An 18,470-nucleotide genomic window follows, 5' to 3' on the forward strand; every position below is an offset into this window, starting at 1 on the left:
TTTAGCAAGGAGGCCCCGTGATTGACGGGCAACCGCTCGCCTGCTTTCAGCCTTTCATCGATACCGCGACTGGACGCATAGCCGGCGTCGAAGCATTGGGCCGTCTGCGCCAGGCCGATGGTCAATTGAGCTCGGTCGGGCCGCTGTTCGCCGACCCTCGGCCCCCGGCAATCGCCTTGCGCCGCCTCGACCGGCAGATCCGCGACAACGCCTTGAGCCGTCTGCATGAAGCGCCAGCGGACTGGTTTCTCAGCCTGAACATGTCGCCACGCTGGATCAGCCGTCTTCGCGCCGATCAGGCCTTGCCCAGCCTCAAGCAACTGGCGCGGCACGGTGTCGATCCGCAGCGTATCGTTTTCGAGATCACCGAACTGGGCGGCAACAGCCAGCGCTTGGCTGAAGTGGTCGCGCGCTACCGCGAGGCCGGGGCAAGAATCGCTATCGACGACTTTGGCGCCGGCTACTCGCAACTCGATCGGGTACTCGCGCTGCAGCCAGACATCCTCAAACTCGACATGCGCCTTTTTCAGGCGGCAGCCCTCGGCGGGCCGAGCAGCGACGTGGTCAAGGCGCTGGCGCTGATGGCCGAGAAAACCGGGTGCTGGATCATCGCCGAAGGCGTCGAGACCGAAGCACAATTGAATTACGCTCTGGAGTGCGGCGCGCGTTACGTGCAGGGTTTTCTGTTTGCACGGGCGCAGGAAGCCTTCTTTCCTACCGATGCGTTTGTGCAGCGCTTCGCCGAACTGCGCCAGCGCTATGTGCGGCAAAAGCTCGCTGAACGTGGCCGATTGATGCAAATGCGCCAGCAGCTCAGCGAATTAATGGCGATTCTGCAAGCCTGGGCTCAAGCCCATGCACCTTTGAGTGCGCTGCCGAAACTGGAAGCTTTTCCCTGGTTGCTGCGGTTCTACCAGTGCGATCGCCACGGCACGCAACTGACCCCGAACCTGGAATGGCGCCACAACGGCTGGGTCGCCGACAACCGCTATTTGGGGCACAACTGGTCGTGGCGCCCGTACTTCTATCATCTGCTCGCCGAAGGCTGGGAGGAGCGGCGCCTGACCCTGTCCAACACTTACCGTGATGCCACCAGCAACCAGTACTGCCTGACGGCCGGACAATTTTTCGACAACGGTGAACGCCTGCTGCTGATCGATATTGATGCGGCGGGGTTGTAGTTCCGCTTGCAGGCGCAGAGCTGAACCCGGAAGCTAGGGCATCAGTCACCAGACGGAGAGAATCAGCCTTGGATTGGCCTACCCTGCTCAACCGCGAACGCCTCGGAAAACCGCTGCACAGCCCGCAAGAACTCGGCCGCAGCCCTTTTCACAAAGACCATGACCGCATCATTTTCTCCGGCGCCTTCCGCCGTCTGGGGCGCAAGACCCAGGTTCACCCGGTCACCAGCAACGACCACATTCACACGCGCCTGACCCACTCGCTGGAAGTCAGTTGCGTAGGCCGCTCGCTGGGCATGCGCGTCGGCGAAACCTTGCGCAGTGCCTTGCCCGAATGGTGCGACCCGGCCGATCTGGGCATGGTCGTGCAATCGGCCTGCCTGGCCCACGACATCGGTAATCCACCGTTTGGTCATTCCGGCGAAGACGCGATTCGCCATTGGTTTCAACAGGCTGCCGGGCGCGGCTGGCTGGATGGCATGAGCGAAGCCGAACGCGGCGATTTCCTCAACTTCGAAGGCAACGCCCAGGGTTTCCGCGTACTCACACAGCTTGAGTACCATCAGTTCGATGGCGGTACGCGGCTGACCTACGCCACCCTCGGCACCTATCTCAAGTACCCATGGACGGCGCGCCACGCCGATTCGCTGGGCTACAAGAAACACAAATTCGGCTGCTATCAGAGCGAACTGCCGTTGCTCGAGCAGATCGCCCATAAACTCGGCCTGCCGCAAATCGAAGACCAACGCTGGGCACGCCATCCGCTGGTGTACCTGATGGAGGCTGCCGACGACATCTGCTATGCACTGATCGACCTCGAAGACGGCCTCGAAATGGAGCTGCTGGAGTACGCCGAAGTCGAATCGCTGCTGCTGGGCCTGGTCGGTGACGATCTGCCTGAAACCTATCGCCAGCTAGGCCCGTCGGATTCGCGGCGGCGCAAATTGGCGATCCTGCGCGGCAAAGCCATCGAACACTTGACCAACGCCGCCGCGCGGGCGTTTGTCGAGCAGCAGGACGCACTTCTGGCCGGCATGCTGCCCGGCGATCTGGTGGAGCACATGCACGGTCCGGCAAAACGCTGCGTGCTGAATGCCAAGGACATGGCGCGTAAAAAGATCTTCCAGGACAAACGCAAGACCCTGCATGAGATCGGGGCCTACACGACCCTGGAGATCCTGCTGAATGCCTTCTGCGGTGCGGCGCTGGAACAGCACGACGGTCGAACGCCGTCCTTCAAGAGCCGGCGCATCCTGGATTTGCTTGGCAACAATGCACCCGACCCTCGCGGCCCGTTGCATACGTCATTCTTGCGCATGATCGACTTCATCGCCGGCATGACCGACAGCTACGCCAGCGAAATGGCCCTGGAGATGACCGGTCGTTCCAGCCACTGACCGACACCTGCTGATCGCCCATTACGCCCCTGCGTGTGGCCGATCAGCCCTGAATAGCGCTGAAACACTCAAAGCCTGACGAATCGTCCTACAGCGCATGTCGCGCCGGCTGATCGATTGCTCCCTCCTCTTCGCGAAATAATCACCCTCCGTCAGCTCGACGGCTCAGTGTGAGTATCCCGATGAAAGAAGCAGACTTGCGCATCCTTCTGGTTGAAGATCACGACTTCCAACTTCGAGCAACTCAAATCCTGCTCCAAAGCTACGGTTTCGAACACATCACCACGGCCGGCAGTGCCGAGGTCGCCCTGCAAAGGATGCGCGAGACGCCTATACCCTACGACGTCCTGTTGTGTGACCAATGCTTGCCCGACTTGCGCGGCTTGCAACTGATCGAAGTGGCAACGCACATGGGAATGATCAAGCGCGCGATACTGCTCAGTAGCCTGACAGCAGTGGAACTGGACGAACTTGCACAGTCGGCGATCAGACTGGGATTACCGCTGTCAGGTTTTCTGATAAAGCCTCTGAAACATCTGGAACTTATAACGCTATTGACTTCAGCCAAGTAATTAACGCCAAAATCTCGCAAACTTAAACTCAGTAAATCGCTCTGGAGCTTGTTTTTTTAAACTTATCAGCACCCGCTTGAAACCTTGAAACTTTTAAATATCCAATACAATCACTAATTAGAACGTAGTACTTTTCCTGCTCTGCTGTAGGAATCATCTGATATTAAGGATAGAGGTAGGCCTGTTCATGCGATAGCGGAACCTTCTGAGCTAAGGTGCGCGCTTTATTCGTGCTTGTATGGGATTTGATTATGAACTCCGTTTTTATCGTCGACGATCACCCGGTCATCCGTCTTGCTGTTCGAATGCTGCTGGAACATGAAGGCTACAAGGTCGTCGGCGAAACCGATAATGGGGTCGATGCCATGCAAATGGTGCGCGAGTGCATGCCGGACCTGATCATTCTCGACATCAGCATTCCCAAGCTCGACGGCCTGGAAGTCCTTGCGCGGTTCAACGCCATGGGCTCTTCATTGAAAACCCTGGTGCTCACCGCGCAATGCCCGACTCTGTTCGGTATTCGCTGCATGCAGTCCGGCGCATCGGGATATGTCTGTAAACAAGAAGACTTGAGCGAACTGGTCAGCGCAATCAAAGCGGTACTTTCCGGTTATAACTACTTCCCCAGTCAGGCTTTGAATCCGGTTCGCACTGATGATATTCGTTACGCTGAACTGGAACTGTTCAAGTCCGTCAATGATCGTGAACTTATGGTGTTGCAATTATTTGCCCAAGGGCGCACCAATAAAGAAATAGCCAAGGGCATGTTTCTGAGTAACAAGACCGTCAGCACCTACAAGAAACGTCTGATGCAAAAACTCAAGGCCAAATCCCTTGTAGAACTTATAGAGATGGCCAAACGTAACGCACTCGTGTGAGAGCCAGCATGCCCAGTCGCGCCAAGGAATACCTGATGCTGATGACCGTAGCTCTTTTCCCGAGCAGTTCGGTACAGGCCGCGCCGATCGAAAGTCAAAGCTACTCCTTGCTCAGTCGGGCCACGGCCGCACAACATGAGGTGCCATTGGATCGACCGCAACGACTCTGGATACTGAACAGGTCTGAGCTGGTCCTGGGCACCTCTGCTCCCGATTATCCGCCCTTCGACATGACAGTCAGCGGTCGTGATTACGAGGGTCTGACCGCTGACTATGCAGGTCTTCTCGGCGCGACCACCGGTTTACCGATCAAGGTCAGGCGGTTCTCCACCCGGGACGACGCCATCGAGGCGCTGGAGAATGGCGAAGTCGATTTGCTGGGTACGTCCAACGGCTTCGAAGCCGAACATCCGGACATCCTGCTGTCCGCCCCCTATGCCGTTGATCAACCGGTGCTGGTCACGCGCGAGGAAGAAACCCGATCCCTGACCGATGGGCTGAGGGGTTTGCGAATGAGCATGGTCTATCACTATCTGCCGCTGGGGGAAGTAAAGAGGCTATACCCCAATGCGGTTATCACGCCCTACCCCTCCTACCAGAATGCGATCAATGCAGTGGCCTTCGATCAGGCCGATGTTTTTCTCGGCGACACGATTTCAACTCACTACATGATAAACAAGGGCTACCTGAACAACATCCGCATGGCGAGCTTCGGCAAACATGAAGCGCATGGCTTCAGTTTTGCGGTGCATAAAGACAATCCGCAATTGCTGGGCATCATCGATTCGATGCTGGCCGCCCTCCCAACCAGTGAAAAAGACAACATCGGCAAACGCTGGGGCGCCGGCGGTGACATCCTGATCAGCGATCACAACCTGCAGTTCACCGATCGCGAAAAGCGCTGGATGGCAGCCCATCCGGTGGTTCGCGTAATTGTGAACGAAGCCTATGCACCGCTGACGTTTTTCGACCGCGACGGCAACTTTCGTGGCGTCACGGCCGACCTGCTGGAATTGATCAGGCTGCGCACCGGCTTGCGCTTCGATATTCAGCGCAGCCGCAATGATGGCGAGATGATCGAACGCGTCGCTGACAAGCAGGCTGACATGATCACCGCCCTGCTCCCCAGTACCCAACGTGAATCTACCCTTAATTTCACACGGCCCTACCTGCAGAACTCGTTTGTCTTGCTCACGCGAAAACTGGCCGGTAGCCCGACCAATCTCGAACAGATGCAGGGCAAGCGCCTGACCATCGCACAGGGCAATCCGATGGTGGATTATCTGCGTCGCGAATTCCCGCAAATCAAACTGATCGAAACACCCGATACCTTCAGCGCCGTGGAAATGCTGTCCGATGGGCGCGCCGACGCTGCGGTCAACTCACTGGTCATCGCCAACTATTTCATGTCCGCGCGGATTTTCGGCCGCGATCTGCAGATCGGCACCACAATCGGCACTCAGCAGGCCGCGTTTTCTCTGGCGACCGCCCGGGACTCCAGGGAACTGAACTCGATTCTCGACAAGGCGTTGCTGAGCATCGCACCGGACGAACTGGGGGTAATCAACAGTCGCTGGCGCGGCTACTCGGCTTCAGCGCAGGACTCATGGCAGGACTACCGCCGCATTTTTTACCAGATCGTTATCACTGCCGGCATCCTGCTGCTGATTTCATTCACCTGGAACGCTTACCTGCGCCGGGAGATCAAACAGCGCCAGGCCGCAGAGCGTGCGCTGAGTGATCAATACGAATTCATGCGATCGCTGGTCAATGGCACGCCGCATCCCATGTATGTCCGCGACCGCCAGGGGTTGCTGCAAAGCTGTAACGACAGCTATCTCGAAACATTCAACGCCAAACGCGAGGACGTCATCGGTAAAAGCGTGATGCCGGGCAACATGAGCAACGCATTCGAGGCCCGGGAATATCAGGCCGACTATCAGCGCGTAGTGGCAGAAGGCATCCCGCTGGTGCTCGACCGGGATTTGCACATCGGCGGACGCAGGCTGACCATTTATCACTGGGTACTGCCCTATCGTGATTCGCGCGGCATGGTCCAGGGCATCATCGGCGGCTGGATCGACATCAGTGACCGGCGCCAATTGTTCGAAGAACTGCGGCGTGCCAAGGAACGCGCCGATGAAGCCAACCGCGCCAAAAGCACTTTCCTGGCGACCATGAGCCATGAAATCCGCACGCCGATGAACGCGGTGATCGGCATGCTCGAGTTGACGCTCAAACGAATCGAGCAGAATCACCCGGATCGGCCCGCGATCGACGTTGCCTATAACTCGGCGCGGGACCTGCTGGAGCTCATCGGTGACATTCTGGACATTGCGCGGGTCGAATCCGGCCGCCTGGAATTGAACCCGGAACGGGTCAATCTCCGTGAAGTCGTCGCGTCGGTGGTCAATATCTTCGAGGGCCTCGCGCGGCAGAAAAACTCGAGCTACTGCTGGAGTTTCAATGCGACGACCCCGCCATTGACGTGCTGCTGGACCCTGTGCGGTTCAAGCAGGTGCTGTCCAACCTGATCAGTAACGCCATCAAGTTCACCCCCAGGGCCATGTCCGGATCGCCGTCGACCTGAGCCCCACCGGGCCGGACGCAGTGCAGATGCATCTGAGCGTTGAGGACAGCGGCATCGGTATCAGTGAAGACGATCAGAGTCGGCTGTTCGCCCCTTTCGTCCAGGCAGACAACGGTGCCAAAGCGGGCCGTGGCGGAGCAGGCCTGGGGCTGATGATCAGTCGCAGCCTGTGCAAGTTGATGGGCGGCAGCCTGCAACTGAGCAGTCACCCAGGTATCGGAACTCAAGTGCAGGTCTCACTGCACCTGCCAGCTCTGGCGCAGCAACAGGCGGCATTGACCATTGAACAGGCACCCCAGCCGCCCAGGACAGTGCTGAAAGTCCTGGTGGTCGATGACCACCCTGCCAACCGGCTGCTCATGTGCCAGCAACTGGAGTTTCTTGGTCATGTGTCCCGGGTTGCGGAGGATGGCGCGGCGGCGTTCAGACTTTGGCAGACCGAGGCGTTCGACCTGGTAATCGCCGACTGCAACATGCCGGTCATGAACGGGTATGAACTGGTTGGCGCCATTCGCGGCGAGGAGCAACGCCTGCAGCGCCCGCCCACTGTCGTTTTGGGTTTCACTGCCAATGCCCAGCCGGAAGAGATCGCCCGCTGCAAAGAAGCCGGCATGGATGACTGCCTGTTCAAGCCGCTCACCCTGAACGCATTGAGCCACTGGATTGAAAGCCTCAATCCCGAGGCGCAGTCCCCGGCATTCAACCTTGCGGGGCTGCAGCAACTGACGGGAGGAAACCCGGCGCTGGACCTGCGATTACTCAACGAACTGCTCAAAAGCAATCGTCTGGACCGCCAGGAGTTATTGGCGGTGCCCAGCACCGCTGAGCCACAGGCATTTTTGGATATTGCCCACAAAATCAAGGGCGCAGCGCGGATCATCCAGGCCTCGAGCCTCATCGACAGCTGTGAATCACTGGAGGCAGCCTGCCAGGGTGGGTTGGACGCGCAGGCCCTATCCGACTGCACCCAGGCGATGGCACGCGACATGGTGCAACTGGAACTGGCTCTTTTGCAGCAAATATGCGAGCACGAGCGCAGCACAACGGGGAGCCTTAACTATGCTTGGGCGCTAAGCAGTGAGTTAAATCCCATGGAGAACACTGCAATGCCCAGCCCACTGCGCCCGGATCCGCGGCGTTTGCCGTTGCATATCCATATCAGCGTCATGTTCACCTTGCTGTTGCTGCTGACCGGCGTAGTGCTGGGGATCTTCAACTATCGACAGACCACCCAGATCATATTGTCGAGCAGTGAAAAGCTCTTCGAACAAATCGAGCAGGACGTGCGGCTTGACCTGCACGCCACCTACCAACCCATTCGTCATCTGTTGAGCCTGCTGGCGGACTACCCGGCCACCCAGGCCACAGACCTCGAGCAGCGGCTGGCTTTGCTCAAGCCTTTGAGCCAGGCGCTTACGGACAATCCAGAACCTGGCATCGCTGTATCTGGGTTATGGCAACGGCGATTTCTTCATGGTGCGGCCCCTGCGCACCGCGGCACTCGAAAGCGCGCACCCAGGCGCCGGATGCCGCCGCATTCCAGGTCTGGAGCATCGAGCGCGACCGCAGCGACGGCCAGGTCACGTCGCAATCACTGTTCTTTGACCGCGACCTGATGCTCCTCGGCCGTCTCGACCACCCCGAGCGAAGACTACGATCCGCGGACTCGCGCCTGGTTTTCCAGCGCTCGTCAGCGAGCAGGAACAGATCACCACAGAGCCTCTATGTGTTCTTCTCCACCCACAATGTGGGCACCACACTGGCCCGACGCAGTGGCGAACAGGCAGTCATGGGCGCCGATCTGACGTTGGCCGAACTATCAGCCACCCTGGCCAAACACGTCGTGACCCCGGCAACCGAAATCGTGCTGTTCGACGCCCAGGGCAATGCCATTGCCTATCCCGACAGTAGCAGGCTCATTGTTGACGACCAGAGCGCCCGCTTGATCAAGGCGGCCGATTTAAGCCCGGGACTCGGCGCGCTGCTGAACAACCAGGCGGCGGGCAATCGGCTGGAGGCCGGTGGTCGACGCTGGATTGTGGCCCAAAGCAGCATCCAGGAAGGTGGTCCCCAGGGATTGCACCTGGCTTTGCTCGTTCCCGAGGATGAACTGCTCGTCGATGCGTACCGCCTGCGCTGGCAAGGTGCGCTGGTGACCTTGGCGACGTTGCTGTTGTGCCTGCCGCTGGGATGGCTGACCTCCCGAATACTGGTCCGGCCCCTGCGCGCGCTGGTTCAGGAAGCTGACGCTATTCGCAGTTTCGACTTCAACTCCCCACCCATCAGGCGTTCACCGGTACTTGAAGTGGACCAGTTGGGCGTGTCGATGGCGCGCATGAAAGACACCTTGGCCAGTTTCTTCCAGATCACCGACAGCCTCAGCGCCGAGACCCGCTTTGGCCCGCTGCTGGAGCGCGTACTGTTTGAAACGGTAAATATCGGCCAGGCCCAGGCCGGCCTGATCTACTTACGGGAAAATGACGGTGACCGCTTCGTTCCCCTCGGCCTGGTGATCGACGGCGCGTCCCAGGATTTGCCCGCATTCGACGTTCAGGCGCACGAGCCGAAGTCTGCGCAGAGTCCTGCCTGGCTTGGGCAACTGGTGGAAGTCGACACCATGGTGACCAGTCTGGGGTTCGAAGAGGCCGGGGATTGGCGCAAGGTGCTGCTGGCGTTGGAGTGCCCGCGGGTCCACCTGATCGGCATTCGCCTGCGCAACCGGCATAACGAGACGGTGGGCCTGCTGGTACTGCTGCTGGCCGACAGCGGCCACCCGAGCGACCTGGAAAAACTGCGCCCGGATCGCATCGCCTTTCTGCAGGCGGTTTCCGGAGCGGCGGCGGTGAGCATCGAAAGCCAGCGCCTGCAAACCAAACAGAAACAATTGCTGGACTCGTTCATTCAACTGCTGGCCGGTGCAATCGACGCAAAAGCCCCTATACCGGCGGCCACTGCCAGCGGGTACCGGCGCTGACCCTGATGCTCGCCCAAGCCGCTGCCGCCAGCCAGGCGCCGGCTTTCAAAGGCTACCAGCCGACCGAAGACGAGTGGGAAGCCTTGCACATCGCGGCCTGGCTGCACGACTGCGGCAAGGTCACGACCCCGGAATACGTGGTCGATAAAGCCACCAAGCTTGAAACCCTGAATGACCGTATCCACGAAATCCGCACCCGTTTCGAAGTGCTCAAGCGCGACGCCTGGATCGATTACTGGCAAGGCGTGGCTCAGGGCGCAGACGAGCAGCCGCTGGCTGACTTGCGAGAGGCTAGCCTTGCGGCGCTGGATGAAGACTTCGCCTTCATCGCCCGCTGCAACCTGGGCAGCGAAGCCATGGCTGAAGAGGATCTGCAGCGCCTGCGCAGCCTCGCGCAACGCACCTGGAGTCGTACCCTGGACGATCGCCTGGGGGTTTCCTGGGAAGAGAACCGCCGTCAGGCGCGCACCCCGGCGCCGATCCTGCCGGTCAATGAACCCCTGCTGGCGGACAAACCCGAGCATCTGTTCGAGCGGGCAGAGAGTGAGCTTATTCCGGCGGAAAATCCCTGGGGCTTCAAGCTCGACGTGCCCCGCTACAAGTACAACCGGGGTGAGTTGTACAACCTGAGCATTGCCCGTGGCACGCTGACTCGTGAGGAGCGCTACATCATCAATCACCATATGGTGCAGACGATAATGATGCTCAGCCACCTGCCCTTCCCCGGCCATCTGGACAGCGTCGCGGAAATCGCCGGCGGCCATCACGAAAAAATGGACGGCAGCGGTTACCCGAAACGCCTGAAGCGCGAAGAAATGAGCCTGCCGGCGCGGATGATGGCGATTGCCGATATTTTCGAGGCACTGACGGCGGCCGATCGGCCGTACAAGAAGGCCAAGTCGCTCAGCGAAGCGCTGAACATCATGGCAACGATGAGCCACGAAGCGCACATCGATCCCGAGCTGTTCGCTTTGTTCATCAACGAAGGCGTGTACATGCAATACGCCCTGCGCTTTCTCGATCCACAGCAGATTGATTCGGTGGATTCGGCCAGCCTGTTGCACAAGGCTGGCCTCACTGCGTGATCAGCAGTCGGTCAGGCGCAGGAAAATCGCTGCCAGGTGCTCGATACCGGCCTGGTCAGCCGCGCCGAAACGCGCCAGCTTCGGGCTGTCGAGGTCGAGTACACCGATCAGGCGACCGTCCTTGACCAGAGGCACCACCAACTCGCTGTTGGAGGCGCTGTCGCAGGCGATATGCCCGGCAAACGCATGAACATCCTCGACCCGCTGAGTCTGTAAAGTTGCCGCCGCAGCCCCGCACACCCACGACCGAACGGAATACGCACACAGGCGATCTGCCCCTGGAACGGGCCGAGTACCAGTTCCTCGTTGCGATTGAGGTAAAACCCGGCCCAGTTCAAATCATCGAGCTGGTTGAACAGGAACGCTGAAAACTGCGCAGCATTGGCGATGAAGTCGCGCTCGTCCGCCAGCAGCGATTCCAGTTGTGCGGCCAACATGCCATAGCCTTCGAGGCCCTGGCCGCTTTGTTGCAAATCAATCATGCCTTGTGCTCCAACAATTTCAGTCCCACCCAGTATCGGGCGAATTGGTACGCGCAACGTCCATTGCGATTGCCGCGGCCGGTAGCCCAACGCACGGCGAGGATGTCCAGTTCTTCGTCGCGCTGCCAGCTCAGGCCGGCCTTGGCCGCCAACTGGCCGATCCAGTGTTCGACGACGTCGAGGAAGTGTTCTTGGGTAAACGGGTAAAACGACAGCCACAGACCAAAACGGTCGGACAGTGCGATCTTGTCTTCCACCGCTTCGCTGGGGTGCAACTCACCGTCGACACGCTTCCAGTTTTCGTTATCGCTCTCCTTCTCCGGCACCAGATGGCGGCGGTTGGAAGTGGCGTACAGCAAGACGTTCTCCGGGGCCTGCTCCAGCGAGCCATCCAGCACGCTCTTGAGCACGCGGTAATCGCCTTCGCCGGACTCGAACGACAAGTCATCGCAAAACAACACGAAGCGTTGCGGCAGTTTGCCGATCTGCTCGACCACGCGCGGCAAGTCCGCAAGGTGATCGCGCTCGATCTCGATCAGGCGCAGCCCCGCCGCGGCGTGTTCCGCCAACAGCGCGCGCACCAGCGAGGACTTACCGGTACCACGCGAGCCCCAGAGCAGCGCGTGGTTGGCCGGCATGCCGTCGAGGAATTGCTGGGTATTGCGGCCCAATTGTTCGAGCTGACGATCGACGCCGATCAGGTCGCTCAAGCGCATGTCGAGGCTGACTTCCAGGGGCATCAGGAATCCGCTGCGCCCCTCTCGCTGCCAGCGCGCAGCCAGGCAAGTGGTCCAGTCAATGGCCTGCCGGGGTGCGGGCAGCAGCGGTTCGATACGGGCCAGAACGGCATCGGCGCGCTCCAGGAAAGCATTCAATCGGGAATCCACGTCTTCTCCTTGGGCACATTCACATTAATGATTGCGCAACAGCGATAATCCACAACGACCAGGTGCCTGTCCCAACCCATGTTTGAGGGCTCGCGACAACAGCGGTATCCATGCATCATCGACTATGCTTGAGCAGCGAAGGGAAACGGAAGTGGTTCAACACCCTATGGATATCAAATTCACCCACCGGCTATCGTACAAGCAAGCCAAGCTTACTGTGCTGGTCGGGTTCATTCTGGGCACGCTGCTCAGCCTGCTGCAAATCGGCATCGATTATGCCAGTGAAGACGCCTCCATCAACCGTGAAATCCTGTCTTTGCTGGAAATCAGCCACAATCCGGCATCGCGTATCGCCTACAACATCGATGCCGAACTCGCCCAGGAGCTGACCTTCGGCCTGCTGCGTTCGCCCGCCATCATCGGTGCGCGATTGATCGACAACAACGGCACGGTACTGGCCAACGTCAAGCGACCCGGGCAGCAAAGCAATTACCGGATGATCAGCGACTTCATGTTTGGCGCCGAACGTCAGTTTGAAGACCGCCTGTACCTCGATCATCTGCCCGCAGAATCGCTCGGCGCCTTGAGCCTTGAAGTCGACACTTATGCATTCGGCAGCCGTTTTTTACGTCGGGCGGAAATCACCCTGCTCAACGGTTTCGCCCGCAGCCTGATCCTCACCGGTATTCTGCTGGCCTTGTTCTACGTAATGCTGACCAAACCGCTGGTGCGAGTGATTCGCGAGCTCAGCGGACGCGACCCACGCAGCGCCGAGCCGACCACTCTGGAATGCCCGGCCGGCCATGCCAACGACGAGATCGGCGTGCTGGTCAAAGTCGCCAATCAACAGTTCGAAAACATTGCCACGGAAATCCAGCAGCGGCGCAACGCCGAAAACCGTCTCACCGACTATCTCGGCCAGTTGGAAAATATCGTTTCATCGCGCACCGCCGAACTCAAAGCCATCAACGCCCGGCTCAGCCAGTCCAATCAGGAACTGGAAGTCGCCCGCAGCACCGCGCTGGACATGGCCGAAGCGCGCTCGGCGTTTCTGGCCAACATGAGCCATGAAATCCGCACGCCGCTGAACGGCCTGCTGGGGATGATCGCGTTGTCGCTGGACGGCCCGCTGAATGCCGAGCAACAACAGCAGCTGTCGATCGCCCACGACTCGGGCAAAGTGCTGGTGGAGTTGCTCAACGATATTCTCGACCTGTCCAAGTTCGATGCCGGGCAACTGGAGCTCGAATACATTCCGTTCGACCTTGGTTCGCTCGTCGAAGACACCGCCAACCTGCTGTCACAGAACGCTGCACCGAGCGTCGAACTGACCTGCCTGATCGACCCGCAGTTTCCTGCGCTGGTACTCGGCGACCCGACCCGGGTTCGGCAGATCGTCAGCAACCTGCTGTCCAACGCATTGAAATTCACCCGATTTGGTCGGGTCGATGTGCGCTTGTCGGCGCACAAGGACGGCGTGCGTATCGAAGTCTGCGATACCGGGATCGGCATCGCGCAGGAAGCGCAGGTGAAAATTTTCCAGCCGTTCACTCAGGCTGGCGCCGGCATCACCCGTCAGTACGGCGGCACCGGGCTGGGCCTGGCGCTGACCTACAACCTCTGCGAAGCGATGCAGGGGCGTCTGACGATCAGTTCCGAGGCGGGTTTCGGCAGTCAGTTTTGCGCCGAACTACCGCTGCCCTGCCATACCCGCGCCCTGGCGCCTGCGCCCTTGCAGGGAAAGGTCATTGCCATCACGGCAGCCAGCAGCGGCCTGGCAGAGCTGCTCAAGACCGTGTTGCCGGTGTGGGGGCTCGAGTATCAACAGCGCTCGATCGATGATTCGATGATCGGCCTGGACCCCGACGTGGTCATCACCGATTGCCCCGAATGCCTGTTTGTCCTGCGCCCCGCCTGCACTGCGCCGATCCTGCTGGTGACTGCATACGGCAGCTTCATGCCCAGCGAACAGGCCAGCGCCCTCGCCCCTTTGCAACAGCAGGCGCGGCCGCTGGCGCGAAACGCACTGTTCCAGACATTGCGACGGGTACTGCAACCTGAGATCAATACGATCAACGATGCGCGACTGCAAACGCTGTCACCCCAGCGCCGCGGGCGGGTACTGCTGGTGGAGGACAATCCGGTCAATCAGCTGGTAGCCAAGGGCATGCTGGGCAAGCTCGGCTGCGAGGTCATCGTCGCCGCGCATGGTGCCGAGGCCCTGGATCTGCTTGAGCACGACGAGTTCGACCTGGTGCTGATGGACTGCAACATGCCGGTGATGGATGGCTATGAAGCCAGTCGGCAAATCCGTCGCAGCGGACGCTGGCCACAATTGCCTATTGTGGCCTTGACCGCCAATGCCATGTCCGAGGAACGCGAACGCTGCCGTGCCGCGGGCATGAGCGATTACCTGGCCAAACCCTTCCGCCGCGAAGAGCTGGCGGCCCTGCTGGATTCATGGATGCCGGCTACGACAACGCCTTGATCTGCCCCAGCAAATGATCGAGCCCTTCACGCAAATCATGCAGCCGATCCAGATCCACGCCGCTGTCGCACAGTAGCCGGGCCTTGAGCGGCGCGACCCGATCACGCAGCGCCTGGCCCGCAATTGTAAGGCTCAGGTGCACTTCGCGTTCATCGCGGGATGAACGCTGGCGCTGCACCAGTTGCAGCTGTTCGAGTCGTTTGAGTAACGGCGTCAGGGTCCCGGAATCAAGCGCCAGGCGTTCACCCAGGGCCTTGACTGTTGGCTGCTGTGGGGCCTTTTCCTGCCATTCCCACAGCACCAGCATCGCCAGGTACTGCGGATAGGTCAGCCCGAGCTGGTCCAGCATTGGTTTGTAGGCCCGGATCACCGCACGGGACGCGGCGTACAGCTTGAAGCACAGCTGGCTGTCGAGTTGCAGGGAGTCGAACGGCGGATTCATTTGAGCAGGGCTTCAATCTCGCGGCTCAGGTCCTGCGGTTTGGTCGCCGGTGCGAAGCGCCTGACCAGTTGACCGTCTTTGCCGATCAGGAATTTGGTGAAGTTCCACTTGATGCCTTGGGAACCCAGTAACCCGGGGGCGCGTTTTTTCAGCTGGACGAACAGTGGATGGGCGCCGGCGCCGTTGACTTCGATTTTTTTGAACAGCGGGAAGCTGACGCCGAAATTCAGTTCGCAGAATTCGGAGATCGCGCCTTCGTTACCGGGTTCCTGTTTGCCGAATTGGTTGCAGGGGAAACCCAGGACTACCAGGCCCTGATCCTTGTAGGTCTGCCAGAGCGCTTCGAGTCCTTTGTACTGTGGGGTGAAGCCGCATTTGCTGGCGGTGTTGACGACCAGTACGGCTTTGCCGGCATAGTCGGCCAGGGTTTTCTGTTCGCCGGTGATGGTGGTGCAGGGGATGGTCAGCAGGGGGTCGTCGGTCATCGTTAGGCTCTGGGGTTTTTGGGGTGGTGTCTTTAAGATAGTTAGCAATTGAATTGTGTGCAATTCAATTTTGGGTTGGTTGGTTTCTTTGGGACGGGGGCAGATCCGTTTTTTGGTCAGGGCTGCTTAGGGTTCCGCCCTTACGGCGGGTCACTTTTGAAAAGCGCAAAAGTAACCAAAACGCTCTTGCCCCACCACTTGGCACCTCGCCTAGGCTCGGTGTGCCCTCACTCCGGCATTGCTCCGCGGGTCGCCGCGATGGGCCATCCCTGGCCCAGCGCGGCTAAACCGGCATCCTTGCCGGTTTACCCGCTACGCAACGCCTGCGTTCGGCCAGCGTGGTTAACCGGGCGCCTGCAATCTAGAGCTCGCCGTGGCGGCCTTCGGGCCGACCAGGGCATCACGCCGGCGCGCTTCGCTTGTTGGGTCGTGCACCTTTTCTGGATATGAAATGAGCGCTGTGAGGTGGTATTTGTGGAAGGTGGACTTTATGGAGGGATTGATATCTGTGGGAGCAACATCAGCCCGGGGACAGGCAAGCTTTGCTCCCACAGGAACAACATCAGTCCGAAGGCGGGCAAACTTTGCTCCCACAGGAACAACACCAGCCCGCAGGCAGTGCACATCAGAGAAGCGCAGCGCGCCGGCTTGATGCCTTGGTCGGCCCGAAGGCCGCCACGGCCCGGTTCTTGATCACGGACGCCCCGTTAACCACGCTGGCCGAACGCAGGCATTGCGTAGCGGGGAAACCGGCAAGGATGCCGGTTTAGCCGCGCTGGGCCAGGGATGGCCCATCGCGGCGACCCGCGGAGCAATGCCTGCGTTCGGGCACACCGAGCCTAAGCGAGGTGCCGAGTGGTGGGGCAAGAGCGTTTTGGTTACTTTTTCGGCGTCTGGAAAAAGTGACCCGCCGTAAGGGCGGAACCCTAAGCAGCCGTTACCGCAGCAACGGATATGTACACCAACACACAAGGTCATTCCCGAGGCACAAGCTCCAGGCACACCGAATTGATGCAGTAGCGCAATCCGGTCGGCGGCGGGCCGTCCGGGAACACGTGGCCCAGATGCGCGTCGCAGCGAGCGCACTTCACTTCGGTGCGGATCATGCCGTGGCTGACGTCGCGGATTTCGGTCATCGCACTGTCGCCGATCGGCGCGTAGAAGCTTGGCCAGCCGCAGCCGGAGTCGAATTTAGTGGCGGAATCGAACAGCGGCTCATTGCAGCAGACACAGTGGTAAACACCGTCGGTTTTGGTGGCGTTGTATTTGCCGGAGAACGGTCGCTCCGTGGCACTGAGGCGGCAAACCTCGTACTGCTGCGGATCAAGCATGGCTTTCCATTCTTCCAGGGTTTTTTCCAACTTTTCCATCATCACACCTCAGCGGCTGAAAAAGCCCGATCTGTACCTTTTCCACGGATCGGGCGGCACGTATGATTGCGCCTCGTCACGTGCCAGTCTGGCAGCCAGACCGGGCGCATTCAAACGGATTCTGGAGGCCACGGTTCCAGACGTCCGCCTGTGCGAAGACGCAGGAATCCCAGTACGGTTGTCCATTCGCCGCCTGGATCGTTCATTTTCGGGATCACATCGCCATGCAGTTCAGCAAATCGAACAAGCTCGCCAACGTCTGCTACGACATTCGCGGCCCGGTGCTCAAGCACGCCAAACGACTGGAAGAGGAAGGCCAGCGCATCCTCAAGCTGAACATCGGCAACCCGGCGCCGTTTGGTTTCGAGGCACCGGACGAAATCCTTCAGGATGTGATCCGCAACCTGCCGACCGCGCAAGGCTACAGCGACTCCAAAGGTCTGTTCAGCGCGCGCAAGGCAGTGATGCAGTACTACCAGCAAAAAAACGTTGAAGGTGTCGGCATCGAAGACATCTACCTGGGTAACGGCGTATCCGAACTGATCGTGATGTCGTTGCAGGCGCTGCTCAACAACGGCGACGAAGTGCTGGTACCGGCCCCGGACTACCCGCTGTGGACCGCTGCCGTAAGCCTGGCGGGTGGCAACGCCGTGCATTACCTGTGCGACGAAGGCGCCGACTGGTTCCCGGATCTGGCCGATATCAAGGCCAAGATCACCCCGAATACCAAAGCGATGGTGATCATCAACCCGAACAACCCGACCGGCGCGGTGTATTCGAAGGAAGTGTTGCTGGGCATGCTCGAGCTGGCCCGTCAGCACAACCTCGTGGTCTTTTCCGACGAAATTTACGACAAGATTCTGTATGACGATGCCGTGCACATCTGCACCGCTTCGCTGGCCCCGGACCTGCTGTGCCTGACCTTCAACGGTCTGTCGAAGTCCTACCGCGTGGCGGGTTTCCGCTCCGGCTGGATCGCCATCTCCGGGCCCAAACACAATGCCCAGAGCTACATCGAAGGCATCGACATGCTGGCCAACATGCGGCTGTGCGCCAACGTGCCGAGCCAGCATGCGATTCAGACCGCGCTGGGCGGCTATCAGAGCATCAATGATCTGGTGTTGCCGCAGGGTCGTCTGCTGGAACAGCGCAACCGTACCTGGGAGCTGCTCAACGACATTCCGGGCGTAAGCTGCGTCAAACCGATGGGCGCGCTGTACGCATTCCCGAAAATCGACCCTAAAGTCTGCCCGATCCACAACGACGAAAAGTTCGTGCTCGACCTGCTGCTCTCCGAGAAGCTGCTGGTGGTGCAAGGCACGGCATTCAACTGGCCGTGGCCGGATCACTTCCGCGTGGTCACCCTGCCGCGCGTCGATGATCTGGAAATGGCCATCGGCCGCATCGGCAACTTCCTCAAGTCGTACCGCCAGTAATTGGCCAGCAGTGCGCAACGGCCCGAACGTTGCGCACTGTCTGATTCAGCAACACTTCTACATCCCCCGCCCTCACACGCCTTCTACACTTGCGATTCGTAGTGCTCACAAACGCCTGACGTAATAGCGACGGGTCTCGGCTATCTGTCGTCCATGTCGCTGTGTGCTGTGGGAAACCAGCCGTGTGCCGAAGAATTTGCTGT

At 59.6% G+C, this 18,470-nt stretch carries 10 protein-coding genes and 3 pseudogenes; 8 read left to right on the forward strand and 5 right to left on the reverse strand.

Going from position 1 to position 18,470, the window contains the following annotated elements; genetic code table 11:
• The first annotated feature begins 17 nt into the window (after positions 1-17).
• From JFT80_RS15410 to JFT80_RS15435, 6 genes and pseudogenes are all read left to right on the forward strand, one after another.
• Complete coding sequence (locus tag JFT80_RS15410) at positions 18-1,181, forward strand: EAL domain-containing protein (RefSeq protein ID WP_201148452.1); 1,164 nt, start codon at positions 18-20, stop codon at positions 1,179-1,181.
• Between the two features lie 68 nt (positions 1,182-1,249).
• Positions 1,250-2,578 (forward strand): deoxyguanosinetriphosphate triphosphohydrolase, encoded by a 1,329-nt coding sequence (locus tag JFT80_RS15415; protein ID WP_201148453.1) that lies wholly within the window; start codon positions 1,250-1,252, stop codon positions 2,576-2,578.
• Between the two features lie 182 nt (positions 2,579-2,760).
• Positions 2,761-3,150 (forward strand): response regulator transcription factor, encoded by a 390-nt coding sequence (locus tag JFT80_RS15420; RefSeq protein WP_201148454.1) that lies wholly within the window; start codon positions 2,761-2,763, stop codon positions 3,148-3,150.
• A gap of 251 nt (positions 3,151-3,401) precedes the next feature.
• On the forward strand, positions 3,402-4,028 hold the full coding sequence (locus JFT80_RS15425; RefSeq protein WP_201148455.1) for a response regulator transcription factor: 627 nt from the start codon (positions 3,402-3,404) through the stop codon (positions 4,026-4,028).
• Between the two features lie 8 nt (positions 4,029-4,036).
• A pseudogene (locus JFT80_RS15430) lies at positions 4,037-7,658 on the forward strand (transporter substrate-binding domain-containing protein); the annotation flags it as partial.
• A 66-nt stretch (positions 7,659-7,724) separates the two neighbouring features.
• Positions 7,725-10,677 (forward strand): annotated as a pseudogene (locus tag JFT80_RS15435) (HD domain-containing phosphohydrolase).
• Here JFT80_RS15435 and JFT80_RS15440 read toward each other — a convergent pair.
• Positions 10,678-11,159: pseudogene (locus tag JFT80_RS15440) on the reverse strand (GAF domain-containing protein).
• Positions 11,156-12,046 carry an ATP-binding protein gene (locus JFT80_RS15445; protein ID WP_201148456.1) on the reverse strand — a complete coding sequence of 297 codons (891 nt, stop codon included), beginning with the start codon at positions 12,044-12,046 and terminating at the stop codon, positions 11,156-11,158. The pseudogene JFT80_RS15440 and the gene JFT80_RS15445 overlap by 4 nt, the downstream one beginning before the upstream one ends.
• Before the next feature lie 166 nt (positions 12,047-12,212).
• Between JFT80_RS15445 and JFT80_RS15450 the strand changes: the two genes are divergently transcribed.
• Positions 12,213-14,534 (forward strand): response regulator, encoded by a 2,322-nt coding sequence (locus JFT80_RS15450; protein ID WP_201148457.1) that lies wholly within the window; start codon positions 12,213-12,215, stop codon positions 14,532-14,534.
• On the opposite strand, the gene JFT80_RS15455 is transcribed toward JFT80_RS15450, so the two are convergent.
• From JFT80_RS15455 to msrB, 3 genes are all read right to left on the reverse strand, one after another.
• A complete protein-coding gene (locus tag JFT80_RS15455; protein ID WP_122841366.1) occupies positions 14,518-14,976 on the reverse strand; it encodes a MarR family winged helix-turn-helix transcriptional regulator in 459 nt (152 codons plus the stop codon). The genes JFT80_RS15450 and JFT80_RS15455 overlap by 17 nt on opposite strands.
• Positions 14,973-15,461, reverse strand: a complete 489-nt coding sequence (locus tag JFT80_RS15460) for a glutathione peroxidase (RefSeq protein ID WP_122841367.1) — start codon at positions 15,459-15,461, stop codon at positions 14,973-14,975. The genes JFT80_RS15455 and JFT80_RS15460 overlap by 4 nt, the downstream gene beginning before the upstream one ends.
• A 974-nt stretch (positions 15,462-16,435) precedes the next feature.
• Positions 16,436-16,831, reverse strand: a complete 396-nt coding sequence (gene msrB / locus JFT80_RS15465) for a peptide-methionine (R)-S-oxide reductase MsrB (protein WP_201148458.1) — start codon at positions 16,829-16,831, stop codon at positions 16,436-16,438.
• Between the two features lie 224 nt (positions 16,832-17,055).
• Between msrB and JFT80_RS15470 the strand changes: the two genes are divergently transcribed.
• Positions 17,056-18,267, forward strand: a complete 1,212-nt coding sequence (locus JFT80_RS15470) for a pyridoxal phosphate-dependent aminotransferase (RefSeq protein WP_103304753.1) — start codon at positions 17,056-17,058, stop codon at positions 18,265-18,267.
• Positions 18,268-18,470 lie beyond the last annotated feature (203 nt).

The sequence above is a fragment of the Pseudomonas sp. TH10 genome (assembly GCF_016651255.1).
Lineage (GTDB): Bacteria > Pseudomonadota > Gammaproteobacteria > Pseudomonadales > Pseudomonadaceae > Aquipseudomonas.